19 protein-coding genes are annotated in these 16,307 nt (G+C 71.5%); 12 read left to right on the top strand and 7 right to left on the bottom strand.

Annotated elements, in window-relative coordinates:
- Nucleotides 1-25: 25 nt before the first annotated feature.
- Together ACLJQZ_RS16045 and ACLJQZ_RS16040 are read right to left on the bottom strand one after the other, a co-directional pair.
- Entirely contained in the window at nucleotides 26-877 is an 852-nt protein-coding gene (locus tag ACLJQZ_RS16045; protein WP_410620763.1) for an alpha/beta hydrolase, read from the bottom strand.
- 2 nt (nucleotides 878-879) lie between these two features.
- Nucleotides 880-1,701, bottom strand: coding sequence for an alpha/beta fold hydrolase (locus tag ACLJQZ_RS16040; protein WP_410620762.1), 822 nt, complete (start codon nucleotides 1,699-1,701; stop codon nucleotides 880-882).
- Between the two features lie 148 nt (nucleotides 1,702-1,849).
- Between ACLJQZ_RS16040 and ACLJQZ_RS16035 the strand changes: the two genes are divergently transcribed.
- From ACLJQZ_RS16035 to ACLJQZ_RS16020, 4 genes are all read left to right on the top strand, one after another.
- Entirely contained in the window at nucleotides 1,850-2,560 is a 711-nt protein-coding gene (locus ACLJQZ_RS16035; protein ID WP_410620761.1) for a helix-turn-helix domain-containing protein, read from the top strand.
- Between the two features lie 65 nt (nucleotides 2,561-2,625).
- Nucleotides 2,626-3,816, top strand: coding sequence for an FAD-dependent monooxygenase (locus ACLJQZ_RS16030; RefSeq protein ID WP_410620760.1), 1,191 nt, complete (start codon nucleotides 2,626-2,628; stop codon nucleotides 3,814-3,816).
- Nucleotides 3,817-3,885: 69 nt separating this feature from the next.
- Nucleotides 3,886-4,872 (top strand): MCE family protein, encoded by a 987-nt coding sequence (locus ACLJQZ_RS16025; protein WP_410620759.1) that lies wholly within the window; start codon nucleotides 3,886-3,888, stop codon nucleotides 4,870-4,872.
- A 21-nt stretch (nucleotides 4,873-4,893) separates the two neighbouring features.
- On the top strand, nucleotides 4,894-5,244 hold the full coding sequence (locus tag ACLJQZ_RS16020) for a YciI family protein (RefSeq protein ID WP_410620758.1): 351 nt from the start codon (nucleotides 4,894-4,896) through the stop codon (nucleotides 5,242-5,244).
- Here ACLJQZ_RS16020 and ACLJQZ_RS16015 read toward each other — a convergent pair.
- Both ACLJQZ_RS16015 and ACLJQZ_RS16010 read right to left on the bottom strand, forming a co-directional pair.
- On the bottom strand, nucleotides 5,231-6,052 hold the full coding sequence (locus tag ACLJQZ_RS16015; protein WP_410620757.1) for a class I SAM-dependent methyltransferase: 822 nt from the start codon (nucleotides 6,050-6,052) through the stop codon (nucleotides 5,231-5,233). The two genes, ACLJQZ_RS16020 and ACLJQZ_RS16015, sit on opposite strands and share 14 nt — an antisense overlap.
- Nucleotides 6,053-6,122: 70 nt before the next feature.
- Nucleotides 6,123-6,854 (bottom strand): class I SAM-dependent methyltransferase, encoded by a 732-nt coding sequence (locus ACLJQZ_RS16010; protein ID WP_410620756.1) that lies wholly within the window; start codon nucleotides 6,852-6,854, stop codon nucleotides 6,123-6,125.
- An 83-nt stretch (nucleotides 6,855-6,937) separates the two neighbouring features.
- Between ACLJQZ_RS16010 and ACLJQZ_RS16005 the strand changes: the two genes are divergently transcribed.
- Nucleotides 6,938-7,543, top strand: coding sequence for an NAD(P)-dependent oxidoreductase (locus ACLJQZ_RS16005; protein WP_410620755.1), 606 nt, complete (start codon nucleotides 6,938-6,940; stop codon nucleotides 7,541-7,543).
- Here the strand turns inward: ACLJQZ_RS16005 and ACLJQZ_RS16000 are convergent.
- Complete coding sequence (locus ACLJQZ_RS16000; protein ID WP_410620754.1) at nucleotides 7,540-8,460, bottom strand: proteasome assembly chaperone family protein; 921 nt, start codon at nucleotides 8,458-8,460, stop codon at nucleotides 7,540-7,542. The genes ACLJQZ_RS16005 and ACLJQZ_RS16000 overlap by 4 nt on opposite strands.
- A 184-nt stretch (nucleotides 8,461-8,644) precedes the next feature.
- Between ACLJQZ_RS16000 and ACLJQZ_RS15995 the strand changes: the two genes are divergently transcribed.
- From ACLJQZ_RS15995 to ACLJQZ_RS15970, 6 genes are all read left to right on the top strand, one after another.
- Complete coding sequence (locus tag ACLJQZ_RS15995; protein WP_410620753.1) at nucleotides 8,645-9,154, top strand: PH domain-containing protein; 510 nt, start codon at nucleotides 8,645-8,647, stop codon at nucleotides 9,152-9,154.
- Complete coding sequence (locus ACLJQZ_RS15990) at nucleotides 9,151-10,692, top strand: PH domain-containing protein (RefSeq protein ID WP_410620752.1); 1,542 nt, start codon at nucleotides 9,151-9,153, stop codon at nucleotides 10,690-10,692. The genes ACLJQZ_RS15995 and ACLJQZ_RS15990 overlap by 4 nt, the downstream gene beginning before the upstream one ends.
- A 151-nt stretch (nucleotides 10,693-10,843) precedes the next feature.
- Nucleotides 10,844-11,629, top strand: coding sequence for an IclR family transcriptional regulator (locus tag ACLJQZ_RS15985; RefSeq protein WP_410620814.1), 786 nt, complete (start codon nucleotides 10,844-10,846; stop codon nucleotides 11,627-11,629).
- A 43-nt stretch (nucleotides 11,630-11,672) separates the two neighbouring features.
- Entirely contained in the window at nucleotides 11,673-12,176 is a 504-nt protein-coding gene (locus tag ACLJQZ_RS15980) for a GNAT family N-acetyltransferase (RefSeq protein ID WP_410620751.1), read from the top strand.
- A 143-nt stretch (nucleotides 12,177-12,319) separates the two neighbouring features.
- Nucleotides 12,320-12,517, top strand: coding sequence for a hypothetical protein (locus tag ACLJQZ_RS15975; protein WP_323323023.1), 198 nt, complete (start codon nucleotides 12,320-12,322; stop codon nucleotides 12,515-12,517).
- Nucleotides 12,496-12,933: a VOC family protein gene (locus ACLJQZ_RS15970; protein ID WP_410620750.1), complete on the top strand. Its 438-nt coding sequence runs from the start codon at nucleotides 12,496-12,498 to the stop codon at nucleotides 12,931-12,933. The genes ACLJQZ_RS15975 and ACLJQZ_RS15970 overlap by 22 nt, the downstream gene beginning before the upstream one ends.
- Nucleotides 12,934-12,992: 59 nt before the next feature.
- Here the strand turns inward: ACLJQZ_RS15970 and ACLJQZ_RS15965 are convergent, their stop codons facing one another.
- Nucleotides 12,993-14,258, bottom strand: a complete 1,266-nt coding sequence (locus tag ACLJQZ_RS15965; RefSeq protein ID WP_328644682.1) for an aspartate aminotransferase family protein — start codon at nucleotides 14,256-14,258, stop codon at nucleotides 12,993-12,995.
- Between the two features lie 144 nt (nucleotides 14,259-14,402).
- Between ACLJQZ_RS15965 and ACLJQZ_RS15960 the strand changes: the two genes are divergently transcribed.
- Entirely contained in the window at nucleotides 14,403-15,011 is a 609-nt protein-coding gene (locus tag ACLJQZ_RS15960) for a hypothetical protein (protein WP_410620749.1), read from the top strand.
- 3 nt (nucleotides 15,012-15,014) lie between these two features.
- Here the strand turns inward: ACLJQZ_RS15960 and ACLJQZ_RS15955 are convergent, their stop codons facing one another.
- Complete coding sequence (locus tag ACLJQZ_RS15955; protein WP_410620748.1) at nucleotides 15,015-16,205, bottom strand: CaiB/BaiF CoA transferase family protein; 1,191 nt, start codon at nucleotides 16,203-16,205, stop codon at nucleotides 15,015-15,017.
- Between the last annotated feature and the right edge of the window lie 102 nt (nucleotides 16,206-16,307).

Genomic DNA, 16,307 nt, shown 5'->3' with positions numbered 1-16,307 from the left:
GACGCTTTACCCGGCTGACCTGCGGTTATTTGACGAACCGGCTGACGAAGTCGAGCGCGGTGGCCGCCACCTCCTGCCAGCCGCTGTCGATGGTCAGCGAGTGCCCGCGGCCGGGGAGCTCGGCGAACTCCGTCGTGCCCGGGTTCTTCAGCTGCCGCTCGTAGGTGGCGTGCGCGATGGCGTGCGGCACCTGGTGGTCGTACTCGCCGGAGATGACGAGCAGCGGGCCGCGGTCGGGGTTGAGGTTGTCAGCCTTGACCTCGGTGCGCGGGTTGATGTTCGCGAACGCGGCCTGGAAGATCGGCACGCCCGAGCCGGCGACGTGGTACTTCTCGTACAGCTCGTGGGCCTCCTGGTCGCTGACGGCGTTGGCGAAGCCGTACTTGAACTGCTCGAACGTCAGCGCCACCGCGCGGTGGCGGTTGGCCGGGTTGGTCAGCACCGCCGAGGACGCCTTGAGCGCGCTCGCCGGCAGCGGGAGCACGCCGCGCGAGGGCGCCGGGTCGATCGCGACGGTCGCGGCCGACAGCCCGCGCCCGGCCAGCATCTGGACGAGCAGCCCGCCGAACGAGTGCCCGATGATCGCCGGCTTGCGGTCCAGCTTCTCGACGATGGCCTGCTGGTAGGCCGCGACGTCGCCGACGCTCTTGTTGGCGAAGACGTCCGGGTTCGCTCGGGCCTCCTCGACCGTGGCGGGGTCGTCGGGCCAGCCCGGGGTGACCGCGGCGTAGCCCGCGGCCTCGAAGAACTCGGCCCAGCGGTCCCAGCTGGTGTCGAGCAGCCACAGCCCGTGGACGAACACGACCGGCTGCTTGCCGGAGGTGTTGGCCCGCTCGACCTCGGCCAGTTCCTGAGCGGTGGGTGCGGGGACGGTCACAGTCACTCCCGGATGAATTCGAGCAGCTCGGCGTTGAACCGAGTCTCGTGGTCGCCGCACAGGCCGTGCGGCGCGCCCTCGTGGACGACGAGGGTGGCGTTCGGCAGGATCTCGGCGCTGCGCCGGCCCGCCGCGTCGATCGGCACGATCTGGTCGTCGTCGCCGTGCACCACCAGCACCGGGATCTCGATCTTGCCGAGGTCCCCGGTGAAGTCCTGCTCGGAGAACTGCGCGACGCAGTCGTAGGCCGCCTTGAGCCCGACCTGCATGCTCAGGCGCCAGAACTGGTCGCGCAGGCCTTGCGAGACCGCCGAACCCGGCCGGTTCGCGCCGTAGAAGGGCGCGGACAGGTCCTGGTAGAACTGCGACCGGTCGGCCGCGACGCCGGCGCGGATGTCGTCGAACGCGCTCAGCGGCAGGCCGCCGGGGTTGGCCGCCGTCTGCAGCATCAGCGGCGGCACCGCGCCCAGCAGCACGGCCTTGCGGACGCGCTCGGTGCCGTGCCGGCCCAGGTAGCGCGTCACCTCGCCGCCGCCGGTGGAGTGCCCGACGAGCACGACGCCGGTCAGGTCCAGCGACTCGATGAGCGCGGCGAGGTCGTCGGCGTAGGTGTCCATGTCGTTGCCGGTCCACGTCTGGCTGGACCGGCCGTGGCCACGCCGGTCGTGCGCGATCGCGCGGAACCCGTTGGACGCCACCAGGTTCAGCTGCGGATCCCACGCGTCGGCGTTCAGCGGCCAGCCGTGGCTGAATACCACCGGCGGCCCGGAACCCCAGTCCTTGTAGAAGATCTCGGCACCGTCGGAAGTGCGAGCGAACGGCATCACGACCTCTTTTCTCCGAGAAACCGAGCCTAGGAGCGCCCGGCGCGTGCCGGATCGGCTCTCGGTGCCCGGCCCTCGGCCGTCCGCGCCACGCGATTGCGGGATCCGGGCGCTGTCGAGACGCCCCGCGGTCCGGTTGACTGGCTCCATGGCCGTGGGGTTCGAGACGCAGCTCGCTTGGTGGTCGTTCGGGCCGCTGACGCTGTCCCGCGTCGAGGCCGCCGGCGTCCCCCTCCCGCGCGGGGAGGAGCCCGGCGAGCTGAGCCTGATCAGCACCCCGCGGCCGGTCACGTTCGTCTGGCTGGGTCCCGGCGGCTCGCGGACGCTGCACCTCCCGCCGGACGAGCTGGGCCTGTCCGCGGCCACGGTCCGCCGGGCCGCACCACGACTCGCGGCGAGCCCGCTCCACCGGCTGGTCGCGCACCACGTCCAGGCCCTGGCCCGCGACGCCGACGCCCTCAGCGCGACGCCCGCGGCGGACGCGCTGGGCCGCGTGTGCGTCGACCTGGTCCGGGCGCTGCTGGTGAGCGCGGCGGGCGAGGAGCCGACGCTGATCGCCCAGGTGCGCGCCCACGTGCGCCACCACCTCGGCGACCCCGGCCTGTCCCCCGCGTCCGTCGCCACCGCGCTCTCGGTGTCACCGCGCCAGCTCTACCGGGCCTGCGCGGCCGCGGACCTGAGCCTCGAGCAGTGGATCATCACGGCTCGGCTGGCGGGGGCCCGCGCCGACCTGGCCGACCGGCACCTCCCGATCGCCGCGGTCGCCCGCCGCTGGGGGTTCAAGGACCCGACCCACTTCACCCGCCGGTTCCGCGCGGCTTACGGCGTGCTGCCCAGCGAGTGGCGCCGCCGTCAGTGAACGGTGCGCGGGTCGTCAGCGGCGGCACGCAGTCTTCGGTCATCACCGACCGAGAGGACCTCCCGATGACCGCCAAGACCGTGCTCGTGTCCGGGGCCAGCATCGCCGGCCCGTCCGCGGCCTACTGGCTGCACCGCAGCGGCTACCGCGTCACCGTCGTCGAAACCGCGCCGGAGCTGCGGCCCGGCGGCCAGGCCGTCGACTTCCGGGGTGAGCAGGTGAAGCTGCTGGCCGCGATGGGGATCCTCGGCGACGTGCGCCGGTTCGAGACGGCGATGGGCGTGCAGACCGTGCTCGGCCTCGACGGGAAGCCGCAGCTGAGCGTGCCCGGCGCCGCGTGGAGCGGCGAGGTCGAGATCCTGCGCGGCGACCTCGCCCGCGTCCTGTACGCGCACACCGAGGACTACACCGAGTACGTCTTCGGCGACCGCGTCACGAGCCTGACCGAGCGCGCGGACGGCGTCGAGGTCACCTTCCGGCGCGGGGCGCCGCGGAAGTTCGACCTGGTCGTCGGGGCCGACGGCGTGCACTCGGGGGTGCGGGCCGCCGCGTTCGGTCCGGAGCGGGATTTCCGCCGCGACCTCGGCTTCGGCATCGCCGGGTTCACCGCGCCCAACCACCTCGGGCTCGACCACACGAGCGTGCACTACAACGAGCCCGGCCGCGGCCTGATGGTCGGCAGTCACCGGCACCCCGACCGGCTGCACGTCGGGCTGGTCTTCGCCGCCGACGACGTCGAGTTCCGCCGCCGCACCGCCGACGAGCAGCGGGCGCTGGTCGCGCGGTTGTTCGCGGACACCGGCTGGGAGACGCCGAAGCTGCTCGAAGCGCTGCCCGCGGCCGACGACCTCTACGTCGACTCGATCAGCCAGATCCACCTGGACCACTGGTCGAAGGGCCGGGTCGTGCTGCTCGGCGACGCCGCGTGGTGCGCCGGGCCGGGCGGGTCCGGCACCGGGCTGGCGATGATGGGCGCCCAGGTGCTGGCCGGGGAGCTCGCGGCGGCCGGCGGCGACCACGTGACGGCGTTCGCGAAGTACGAGGAGCGGCTGCGCAAACCGGCCGCTGTCGGGCAGAAGAACGGCAAGGGCTCGGGCAACTTCCTCGCACCGCGCACGGCCAAGAAGATCCGCAACCGCAACCGCGCCTACAAGATGCTGAGCACGCGGTTGTTCGGCGGTATCTTCCTGCGGATGACCGACCGGGCGGCCAACGCGCTGGAGTACCGCGAGTACCCGCTGCTCACTTCGGCGTGACGGGGCGATCTTCGCCTCTTCGGGGGACTTCGCTGGCGGCCCGGCGTGAGGTGCGTCACTCTTGACGCCATGTCAATACGCCGGGCCGAGGCCGCCCCGGTCCGGACGGCGCTCGTCGGCATTGCGGTGCTGGGCCTGGGCGTGGTGACCGCGATGAACGCCCGCTCTCTGCCGGTGATCGGCGACGGGACCACGTATTCCGCCGAGTTCGGCGAAGCCGCAGGCCTGTCCGAGGGCAACGACGTCCGGATCGCCGGCGTGCAGGTCGGCCGCGTCTCGGACGTCCGGCTGGCCGGCGACCACGTCCTGGTGTCGTTCAAGGCGAAGGGCGCGTGGCTGGGCGACACGACGAGCGCGGCGATCCGGCTGAAAACCGTGCTGGGCCAGAAGTTCCTGGCCCTCGACCCGCGGGGTGACGCCACGCTCGACCCGGACGAGCCGATCCCCCGCTCGCGCACGACCGTCCCGTACGACGTCCTCGCCGCGTTCGGCCAGCTGTCGTCCACTGTGGACAGAATCGACACCGCGCAGCTGGCGACGAGCTTCGACACGCTGTCCGCGACGCTCGCGAACACTCCGCAGGACGTCCGCGCCGCGCTCACGGGACTGTCACGGCTCTCGGACACGCTCGCCTCGCGCGACGGCCGGCTCTCGACGATGCTGGCCAACACCCGGACGGTTTCGCGGACGCTCGTCGACCGCGACGCCGCCGTGCGGCAGATCCTCGACGACGGCAACCAGCTGCTCGACGAGGTGAGCCGCCGCGAAAGCGCGATCACCGCCCTGCTCGACGGTTCGCGGCGGCTCGCGACCGAGCTGTCCGGGCTGATCGAGGACAACGAAGGGCAGCTCGGGCCGTTGCTCACCCAGCTCGACCAGCTGACGTCGATGCTGCAGCGCAACCAGGTCGCGCTCGCCGCCGGGATCCGCGGGTTCGCGCCGCTGGTCCGCCTCGCCGTCAACCTCACCGGCAACGGCCGGTGGGTCGACGGTTACCTGTGCGGGCTGCTGCTGCCGTCGTTCGGGCCGCTCAACGAGGAAGGCTGCTTCGGCTGAGCAGCGTGGCATGCTGACCGTATGCGATACCTGCTCCTGCTCGCCGGTGACGAGTCCGCGGCGGCGGCCGCCGGCCCCGAGATGGCCCAGCGCTGCCACGAATGGGGCGCCGAGCTGGCGCGGCGCGGGATCCAGCAGACCGGCACCGGCCTGCGGCCGCCGGCCGAGGCGAAGACGCTGCGGGTGCGCGACGGCGACGTCCTGCTCACCGACGGCCCGTTCGCCGAGACCAAGGAGCAGATCGGCGGCTACCTCATCCTCGACTGCCCCGACCACGAGACGGCCGTCGAGGTCGCGTCGCGGCACCCGTGGGCCGAGGCCGGCGCGCTCGAGCTGCGCCAGATCGCCGACGGACCGCCTACACCTTCGTGATCTTCACCGTGACCTGGTTGTCGTTGTAGGTGTAGGCCACGTACTCGAACTCGACGCCGGTGCGCTCGACGTACTCCGTCCAGGCGCGGTACTCGTGCCGCTGCCAGCCGGGGAAGTTGAAGAACTCGTCGAAGTGCACGATGCTGCCGGCGCGCAGCCGCGGCCCGCAGAGGTCGAGGACGGTCTTGGCGGAGCTGTACAGATCGCCGTCCACGTGCAGGAAGTCGACGTGACCGGCGTGTTCCTCCAGGAACCCGGGCAGGCTGTCGGCGAACAGGCCGACGACCAGCTCGGCGCCCGGGACGTCCGGCAGGTCGTCACGGGCGAACGCGCCGGCGGGCATGCCGTTGAGCCACGCCTCGGGCAGGCCGTCGAACGAGTCGAAGCCGTAGACCAGTTCGCTGTTGCGGGCGTGGGTGATCGTGCGCAGCGTGTTGCCGGACGCGACGTCGAACTCCAGCGCCATTCCGCCTTGCGGCGCCAGGGAAAGCGCGTACTCGAGCGTCTGCTTGGGACGGCCGAAGTGCGGGGCGCCGATCAGGTGCTCGCGGGCGAAGACGTTGCTCTCCAGCGCGGCGTCCTGGTCACCGGCGTAGACGATGTCGCGGCGGCTGCGGATCTCGAACTCCACCACCCGATCGAGGAGCCGGTCACCCTGGCGGACGATCTCCTCGCGCAGCTCCGCGCTCATCCGGTTCAGCTGATCGGTGTACGGGTCGTGCACTTTCGAGGCCACCCGGAACAACAGCCTGCCCAGCGTGCGCCTCAGGGTTTTCGCTGCGGACGACCGGCTTTCCGTCTGGTTCATCCCGGGACGGTACCTCACCCCGCGGTCACCTCTCGTGAGTGTTTAGGGCGGTTCTAACCGCCCTGAACACTCACGACGTGATCAGCCGGAAGCCCGCGTCCCACTCCGGCAGGTCCAGCAGGTCCCGGTGCTCCTCGTGCCAGCGACCGGACGCCAGGTCCGCGCGCAGCCGGGCGATGCCGCGCGCCACGGCGTCGGGTGCCGTCTGGGCCAGGGCCGAGCACGCCTGCCGGACCGCCGGGTCGAGGTAGGCCTCCGGGCGCCGCCAGTGGGCCGGGAAGACGCCGTCGGTGAAGTCCCACGGCACCGGCAGCGGGACGACGCTCCGCGCTCCCAGGAAAGCCGCGATGTCCGACGCCGACGGGCGTGACCGCTCCAGCTCCGCCACCTCCGGCACGTACTCGCGCACCAGCCAGAAATCGTTGTGGCGCCCGGTGTCGTAGGCCAGGACGACCTGCCGCCGCGCCACCCGTCGCAGTTCGGCGAGGCCGCGCCGCCACCCGGGCCAGTGGTGCACGGTCAGCACCGCGAGCGCGGCGTCGAACGTGCCCGCCGCGAAGGGCAGCGCTTCGGCGACCGCGCGCACGACCGGCGCGGCGCCGGGAGGGCGTTGCCGGATCATCTCCGCGGACGGCTCGACCGCGGTGACCCGCCGCCCGGGCGGCTCGTAGGACCCCGTGCCGGAGCCGACGTCGAGCACCGTGCCCGCGTCCCCCAGCGCGTCGAGCAGCGGCGCGAGCCAGCGCGGGTCGGTCCGCCGGCCCCGCGCGTAACCGACGCCGATGCGGTCGTAGGTCGTCATCGCACACCCCCAGGTCGAAGCCGATTTCGTTGCGGTAACCGGCACCCCCGAGCCTAGTTTCACCGGTGACGGAAGGGGATTCCATGAGCAGGATCATCGTGTTCGGCGCCGGCGGCCGGGCCGGACGGCGCGTCGTCGCCGAGGCGATCACCAGAGGCCACCAGGTCACCGCGGCGGTACGCGACCCGAGTCGCCACGAGGGGGTCGCGGCCGACGTCACGGACGCGGACAGCGTCGCGGAGGTGGTGGCCGGGCACGACGCGGTCATCAGCGTCGCGTACGCCGCCGGAACAGCGTCGGGCGAGTTCTTCCCGGCCGCCGCCCGCGCGCTGGTGGACGGCCTGCAGCGGGCCGGGGTGAGCAGGCTGGTCGTCGCCGGGATCGGGACGACGCTCGAGACGGCACCCGGCGTCGCGGTGCACGACGCGCCGGACTTCCCGGCCGAGCACCGCGCGTTCTCGCTGGGGCACGCGGCCGAACTGGCGGTGCTGCGCGAGAGCGGCCTGGACTGGCTGGTCGTCGCGCCGCCGCCGGTCGTGCTGGGTGAAGGCGACGGCACGGGCGCCTACCGCACCGCCGTCACGACGCTCGTCCCCGCCGAGACGTTCGCCTACGCGGACTTCGCGCTCGCGCTGGTCGACGAGGCGACGACGCCGAAGCACTCGCGCGTGCTGCTGGCCGTGGCCTAACGCTCCGGGGTCTCGCCGCCGTTCTGCTCGGCGAGGAACCGCTCGAACTGCGTCCCGAGCTCCTCGGCGGTCGGCATGTGCTCGACGGACTCGGCGAGCAGGCTGCCCTTCTCGGACGCCTCGACGAACGCGTCGTACTGCCGCTCCAGCGCGCGGACGACGTCGCCGGCGTTCTCGTCGGACGCGGCGATCTGCCGTTCGATCTCGGCGGCGGCGAGGTCCGCGGCCGTGCGCAGCTCGCCGACGGCCAGGTTCAGCCCGGTCGCGCGGCCCAGCGCGTCGAGCAGGTTGAGCGACGCGGTCGGGTAGGCCAGCTGGGCGAGGTAGTGGGGCACGTGCGCGGCGAAACCGACCGCGTCGTGCCCCCACTCGCCGAAGCGGTACTCCAGCAGCGCGGCGGCGCTGCCCGGCACCTGCAGCCGGTTGGGCAGCGGCTGGTGCTCGCCGACCAGGTCCTGGCGGGTGGCGTGCGCGGTGACGCCGAGCGGGCGGGTGTGCGGCGCGCCCATCGGGATGCCGTGGAAGCCGGCGGTCAGCCGGACGCCCCAGCGCTCGACCAGGTTCCGGACCGCGGCGCAGAACCGCTCCCAGTCGTGGTCCGGCTCCGGGCCCGCCAGCAGCAGGAACGGCGTCTCGTCGGCGTCGTGCAGCAGGTGGACGACCAGTTCCGGCGCGTCGTAGTCCTCCCAGTGGTCCACCGCGTAGGTCATCGTCGGGCGCCGTGAGCGGTAGTCGATGAGGCGGTCGACGTCGAAGCGCGCGACCACCCGGTGCTCCCCGCTCAGCAGGTGCTCGGCCAGCAGACGACCCGCCGAACCCGCGTCCATGAACCCCTCGAAGTGGTGCAGCAACACCGCCCCGGTCAGGTCGGGGACGTCCGAGTCCACCTCGTACAGGTCGTCGGGATCGAATCCCACCGGATCCTCCTGCTCACTGCTCGCCGACACGTATGCGAATCCTTCAAGCACAACACACCCCGACGGGGATTCCATTCCACCGGCTGTGCCGGGGATCGTAACGCCATGCGATCGAGGCCGGACCGGATCGGCATCGTGACACTTGTCGTGGGCGCGCAAGCCACCGATCGGGCACGCTGAAGCGGTGAGCGAACACACCACGAGTACGGCCCTGCGGCTGCGGCCGCCGGCACACCGGGTCAGCCGCCGGGCCATCGGCTACTGGACGACGACCGCCGCGATCCTCTGGATCGTGCTGATCGGGGTGCAGACGCTCATCGTGGCGACCAGCGACGACGCGCCCGCGTTCCTCGGCGTGACGCTGGTGATCTCGTGCGTGCTCGGTCCGCTGCACCTGATCGTGATGCCGCAGTGGCGTTATCGCGTGCACCGCTGGGAGGTCACCGGGGAGGCCGTCTACACGCAGGCGGGCTGGCTGAAGCAGCAGTGGCGGATCGCGCCGATCTCGCGGATCCAGACCGTCGACATCGAGCGCGACCCGTTCGAACAGCTCTTCGGGCTGGCGAAGATCACGGTGACGACGGCGTCCGCGGCCGGCCCGCTGCGCATCTCGGGCCTGCGGCACGACCGCGCGCTGGAGCTGGCCGACGAGCTGACGAAGACGACTCAGGCGATCCGGGGGGACGCGACATGAGCAGCACCGCCGACACCGAGACGGCCGTGGTCCGGCCCGCCGAGGGCACGCGGGACGCGCCGTGGCACCACCTCGACCGGCGCATGCTGCTCATCCGGCCGGTGCTGGACCTGGTGAAGTCGCTGCCGGTGCTGCTGGGCGCGCTGCTGTTCGGCCACGGCGAACCGTGGCAGTGGATCGGCCTGGCGTTCACCGCCGTCGCCGTCTTCACCGGCGTCTCGCACGTCCTGACGTCGCGCTACCGGATCACCGAGTCGCAGGTCGAGTGGCACACCGGGCTGCTGCTGCGCAAGCAGCGGGCCATCCCGCGCGACCGGATCCGCACGGTCGACGTCACCTCCGAGCCCAAGCACCGGCTGTTCTCGCTGGCCGCCGCGCGGATCGGCACCGGACGGCACTCGCACGGCAAGGGGCCGGGCAAGGACGAGCTGGTGCTCGACGCCGTCACGGTCGCCGAGGCCCAGCGGCTGCGGACGCTGCTGCTGCACCGGAAGGCCGTGGCGGCGTCTTCGGACACTGCCGCTGCCGAGCCGCCGGAGCAGCTCGTCGCCGCCGTCGACAAGCGGTGGCTGCGGTACGCGCCGTTCACGCTGTCCGGGCTGGCGGTGGTGGGCGCGGCCGTCGGCACCGTCTACCACTTCGCGCACGAACTGCACTTCGACCCGGTCCAGTTCTCGCTGGTCCGGACGGTCGTCGGGCACTTCGCCGACACGCCGGCGTGGGTGAGCGTGGTGCTCGCCGCCGTCGGGCTGCTGCTGCTCGTGTCGGTGCTGTCGGTCGGCGGCTACATCCTGTCGTTCTGGAACTTCCGGCTCACCCGCGAGCCCGCCGGCACGCTGCACATCCGGCGCGGCCTGATCACGACGCGCTCGGTGTCGATCGAGGAGGACCGGCTGCGCGGCGTCGAGGTCCGCGAGCCGCTGCCGCTGCGCCTGGCGGGTGGCGCCCGCTGCGTCGCCATCGCGGGCGGCCTGCGCGAGGGCAAGGGCGCGGACAAGGGCGGCGGCCTCCTGCTGCCCCCGGCGCCGGTCGCCCGCGTCCACGAGGTCGTCGCGGCGGTCCTCGGCGAAGACCCCGCGGCGACGCCGTTGGTGCGGCACCCCCGCCGGGCCCTCTACCGCCGGCTGACCCGCGCGGTGATCGGCGTGCTCCTGCTGGGAGCGGCGCTCTACGCCCTGGCGTGGCTCGCCGGCTGGCCGGATTGGCCGTGGCAGGTGGCCGTGGTGCTGCTGCCGTTCGCGGCCCTGGTGGGCTGGGACCGCTACCGCGGCCTGGGCCACGCGCTGACGGGCCGCTACCTGGTGACGCGGTCGGGCTCACTGGACCGCGGCACGGCGGTGGTCCGGTGCGACGGCCTGACGGGCATCGTGGTCGAGCGTTCGTTCTTCCAGCGCCGGGCCGGGTTGGTCACGGTGATCGCCCCGGTGGCCGCGGGCAAGGGCCACTACAAAGTGCTGGACGTCGGCGAGACGGACGGGCTGACACTGGCCGATGAGGCGCTTCCGGGGCTGCTGACGCCGTTCCTGGAGCGTCGCTGAACCCCGTTGTGCTACAACAAAAATCACTTCGGCGAACTCAAGTGGGAATCCGGCCGGGATTCGGAAATGCTGGCTTTCGTTTCACGCAACGTGCTAATTTATTCACCCCGTGTGATAGCGAAGGTCGTTTTTGTCTCACCGAGAGGTCATGATGACGCCTGCCGTCAGTGCCGTCGACGGTTCCGCCACCACTTCCCCCCGCCGTACCCCCGGTGCCAGCAGTTCCCGGAAGGTCCTGCAGCTGCTGCTCGCGTTCTCCGAGCGCCGGTGGGAGGCCAGCGTGGCCGAGCTCGCCGCCACGATCGGCACCCCGGTCGCGACGACCTACCGCTACGTCGCCCTGCTCAAGGAGCTGCAGCTGCTCGAAGAGGGCACTGCCGGCCACTACCACCTGACCAGTCAGGTGATGCCGCTCGCGCGGGCCGCGCAGCTGGCGAACGACCTCGTCGGGCTGGCCAAGCCGGCCATGGAAGAAGCGGCCCGCGAACTCGGTGAGACCGTGATGCTGTTCCAGCAGTTCGGCGACGCCGCCGTGTGCGCGGACCGCATCGAGTGCGACCGCGCCATGCGGTTCACCTTCGAGCCCGGGCATTCGGTGCCGCTCGGGCTCGGCGCGTCCGGCAAGATGCTGCTCGCGCTGCTGCCGGAGATCGAACGCGACCGGCGGCTGCCGCCGATCATCGAGCAGTACGGCACCGGCGTGCGCGACGAGCTGAAGTTCGCGCAGGAGAACAGGTTCTCGGTCAGTTCGGGGGAAATCGACGAAGGCGTCTGGGCCTGTTCGGTCCCGGTGCCGACGATGGGCAGGCGGCCGACCGTGCTGACCATGGCCGGCCCCGCCGCCCGGATCTCCGAAGGCGCCCGCGACAACGCGATCACGGCGTTGCGGGGCTACGCCGACCGCATCCAGCGGACGATTTCGTCGTACTCGCTGTAAAAATGCCGCGCGCCGGAGCCGGCGCGCGAGTAGGAATGCGAGGGTGATCCGGCTCGCGCGCCCCGATGACCTGCCCGCTCTGATCGACATCGAACGCGAGGCCGGGCGGCTCTTCCGCGACCTCGAGATGCACGCGATCGCCGACGACGACCCGGGCTCGGTCGCGGAGCTGTCGGCCTACCAGGCCGACGGCCGCGCCTGGGTGAGCGTCGACGCCGACGACCGCCCGGTCGCCTACCTCATCGCGGAAGTCGTCGACGGACGCGCGCACATCGAACAGGTCTCGGTCCGGCCGAGCCACGCGCGGCGCGGCCTCGGTCACGCGCTCATCGAGACGCTCGCCGCGTGGGCGGCCGAGCGCGGTCTGCCGGCACTCACGCTCACGACGTTCACCGCCGTACCGTGGAACGCGCCCTACTACGAGCGGCTGCGGTTCCGGGTCGTCGAGGACGCCGAAATCGGCGACGGGCTGCGTGACATCCGCCGCTCCGAAGCCGCCCGCGGCCTGGACACCTGGCCGAGGGCCGCGATGATCCGTCCGCTCTGACCTGCACAAATGCCCTTTTCTCCCCTACCTGGGGGATCCACTGGCGCGACCAGTCGAACATGTGTTCTACTGTGCGGGCCGGTCCCGGAGGGGGAAGCTCCGCGGGCCGGCCCAATCTTTTCGGGGAGTTCTGAGGAGGCAGCGTGGCGGTCAAGATCACCCACCTGACGAACGGCCAGCAAGTGCGTTTCGCGAACGCGGACGGCGCCCGCCGCTACGCCGAGATCATGGGCGGCGGCGTCGACAAGTGGCGGTTCACGGTGGTGCCCGAAGACCTCGCGCTCCGGAAAATGTCGGACTCGGTCGTTAACGTGCCGGTATGGCGTATGACTTCCAGGTGACCGTCGACTCAGCCGACCCGCACGTGCTCGCCGACTGGTGGGCCGAGACGCTCGGCTGGGACGTGGAACCGACCGACGAGAACTTCATCCGCGAGATGATCGCGAAGGGTTATGCGAGCGACGCGGAGACGAAGACGCACAACGGGGCACTGGTGTGGAAGACGGGTGCCGCCATCCGGCACCCGGACTCCCCGCCCGAAGGCCCGCCGAAGCGGGTGCTGTTCCAGCTGGTCCCAGAACCCAAGACCGTGAAGAACCGGCTCCACCTGGACGTCTGGGTCGGCGCGGCCAACGTCGACGCGACGGTGGAGAAGCTGACGACGCGGGGCGCGAAGTTCCTGCACCGCGGGCAGCAGGGGCCACACAGCTGGGTGACGGTCGCGGATCCGGAGGGCAACGAGTTCTGCGTGTCGTGACACGCAGGGTGAACGGCTCATTCCTGCCGTCGGAGGACAGGAATGAGCCGTTCACCGTTTCAGCGCAGGCGGTCGAGGGCCTTCGGCAGCGCCGTGGCCAGCAGGTCCAGCTCCGGTTCCGCCGCGATCAGCGGCGGCGACACGGCGATCCCGCGGCCGAGGTTGCGCACGATCACACCCTCGTCCCGGCAGGCGCGCTGCAGCTTGACCGGGGCGCCCGGGTCGGCGTCCATGACGTCGCCCGTCAGCTCCACCGCGGCGAGGAAGCCCAGGCCGGCGCGGACCTCCTTGACCAGTGGGTGGTCACTGACACCGGACACGGCGTCGGCGAGCGGCTTCTCGAGTTCGCGGCCGCGCGGGATCAGGCCGTCGCGCTCGTAGATGTCCAGCGTGGCGAGGCCGGCCGCGCAGGCGACGGGGTGTCCGGCGTACGTCGCGCCGTGGCGGAAGATCGGGGCGCCGGGCGCGCCGGTGAAGAACGGTTCCGCCACGCGCGGCGCCACGATCAGCGCGCCGAGCGGGATGGTCCCGCCGGTGATGCCCTTCGCCGTCGTGATCATGTCGGGTTGCACCGACCACCGGTCGATACCGAACCACGTGCCGAGCCGGCCCCACGCGGCGATGACGCAGTCCGCGACGAACAGCACGTCGTGGCGGCGGCAGATCTCCGCGACGGCCTCGATGTAGCCCTCCGGCGGCAGCAGCACGCCACCCGCGCCGATGACGGGTTCGCAGAAGAAGGCCGCCACCCGCGACGCGCCCACCCGCTGGATCTCGGCCTCGAGCGCGCCGGCGTCGTCGAACGGAACGTGCGAGAACTCCGGCGGCTGCGGGCCGACGCCGGCCGCGTTGGCCGGGATGCCGCCGACGGCCGTGCCGAACCCGTGCGTGCCGTGGTAGCCCTGCGTCCGGCCGATGACGTGCACCTTCTCCGGCCGCCCGGTCTGCGCGAAGTAGGCGCGCGCGAGCTTCACGGCGGTGTCGATGACGTCCCCGCCGCCGGAGCCGAAGAACACCTTCGAGCCGGGGGTCGGTGCCAGCTCGGCGACGCGGTCGGCCAGCTCGATCGCCGGCTCGTTCGCGTTGTAACCGAACAGGTTGTACGAGTCGAGCGCCCGCAGCTGCTTGCCGACGGCCTCGGTGATCTCCGGCCGCCCGTGCCCGAAGTTGGCGTACCAGAGCGACGCGGTGGCATCGAAGTACCGCCGCCCGGCGTCATCCCAGACGTAGGAGCCCTCGCCGCGGGTGATGACCATCCGATCCCCGTCGACGGCTCCCATATCGGCGAACGGGTGCCAGAGGGCGTGTTTCGGTTGTGCTGACATCGGTCCTCCTCAGGTCCCGCCCCCATCCTTACCAGGGCGAAGCACTCGGCGCGAACACTCCATCGTGCACAGTTCGACGGCCGGACCTGGCCGGAACGGCACCACAACCTGTAACAACGACACCGCCCGGCCGACCTGGTGGGGGTGCGCATCCCATTCAGCCGACGAAGCGACGACGCTCACCTCGGCCCGCTCGCGGAATACACGGCCCTGCGCGCCGAGATCATCCACCTGATGGACCAGCAGTGGAAGATAATCGCCTTCCTGATCACGACGAGCGGCGCCGTGTTCGGCTTCGCGTTCACCTCGGCAAGCCGGATTCCGCTGCTGCTGATCATCCCGTTCAGCAGCAACATTCTCGCCTCCCGCTGGGTCGGGTGCTCGCAGCACATAGAACGAGTCTCCTTGTACATCAGAACTGAACTCGATCCGCAGGTTCCCGGCGGAATTGGCTACGAAAAATGGCTCCGTAGAACTCCCGACGAGCCACTTGGTGTCCGGCGCATGATCAGGTACGTACAGGCCAGCCCGATGGGAGTCATCTTCCCCGCACTCGCCGTGCTGGCCCTGGACTCTGTCGCGTGGTGGTTTCTGCACTCCGGCCGTACCTGGTCCGACCAGGCCATCGGCCCAGGGCTGGCAACCTGGGCGATCGGCCTGCTCCTGACCTTGCTCAGCCTGCGGCTCCTCTGGGTGGCCGCCAACCGGCGGACAGTGACCGACTTCCTCCACTGGAGACCCGGCACGAACTGAGTCTCAGTCCAGGAACTCCGCGATCTCCGCTTCCGAATAACCCAGCTCGGCGAGCACCTCCGCGGTGTGCTGTCCCAACGTCGGCGGCGCGGACGTCGGCCGCGCGGGGGTGTCCGACGCCTTCACCGGAAAGCCGTTGCCCACGTACGTGCCCACCGTCGGGTGCGGCAGCCGCACCACCTGGTCGCGCGCGGCCGTCCAGGGGTCGGCGTAGACGTCGTCGAGCTCGTTGATCGGGGCCGCCGGGATGCCCGCCGCGTCGAACGCCTTCAGCCAGTCCGCCGCCGCGCGGGTCAGGAGCACCGGCTCCAGCAGTGCGTTCAACGCGTCCCGATGTGCCGCGCGCGCGGCGTTCGAAGAGAACCGCGGATCCGCGGCGATGTCCAAGCCGAGCACGCCGCAGAACGCGTGCCACAGCTTTTCGCTGCCCACCGCGATGATCAGCCAGCCGTCGGACACGGGGTACGCCTGGTACGGGACGATGTTCGGGTGCGCCGAGCCCATCCGGCGCGGGCGCGGCGCGTCGTAGAACACCGCGCCCGCCGCGTAGATGTGCCAGGCCAGCTGACTGTCCAAAAGGGACACGTCGAGGTACTGGCCGCGGCCGGTGGTGTGACGGGCCTGCAGCGCCATCAGCACCCCGATGATCGCCCACGTCCCGGCGTTGAGGTCGGCCACCGGCAGCCCGACCTTCGCCGGCGCGCCGTCGGGTTCGCCGGTCAGCGACATGACGCCGCCGAGGGCCTGCGCGACCAGGTCGTAGCCCGCGCGGTCGCGGTAGGGCCCGGTCTGCCCGAACCCGGTGATCGACACCTGGATCAGCCGCGGGTTCACCGCCGACAACGCGGCGTAGCCGATCCCCCACTTCTCCAGCGTCCCCGGGCGGAAGTTCTCGACGAGCACGTCCGCGCCGGCGACCAGCCGGCGCAGCGCGTCCCGCCCGCGGTCGCTCTTGAGGTCGAGGACGATCCCACGTTTGTTCCGGTTCGCCGCGAGGTAGTAGACGGCCTCGTCGCCGACGAACGGCGGGCCCCAGCCGCGGGTGTCGTCGCCGTGGCCCGGCGGCTCGACCTTCACCACGTCGGCGCCCATCTCGCCGAGGTGCTGCGTGCAGTACGGCCCGGCCAGGACGCGGGAGAGGTCGACGACCTTGATCCCGTCCAGCGGCCGGAATCCGTCAGGGGCAGGGGGCATCAACGGCTCCTCGTCGGGCTCGGCGTCCGCCCCTTTGTACCTCGCGCACCCGGGAAAGGGATTTCCTACCAACGGACCTAGACGGCGATCACTCCCATCGTG

The organism is Amycolatopsis sp. cmx-8-4, from assembly GCF_046548675.1.
GTDB lineage: Bacteria > Actinomycetota > Actinomycetes > Mycobacteriales > Pseudonocardiaceae > Amycolatopsis.
Note: the sequence above shows the minus strand (reverse complement) of the source record. Positions and strands in the feature narration are given on the sequence as shown.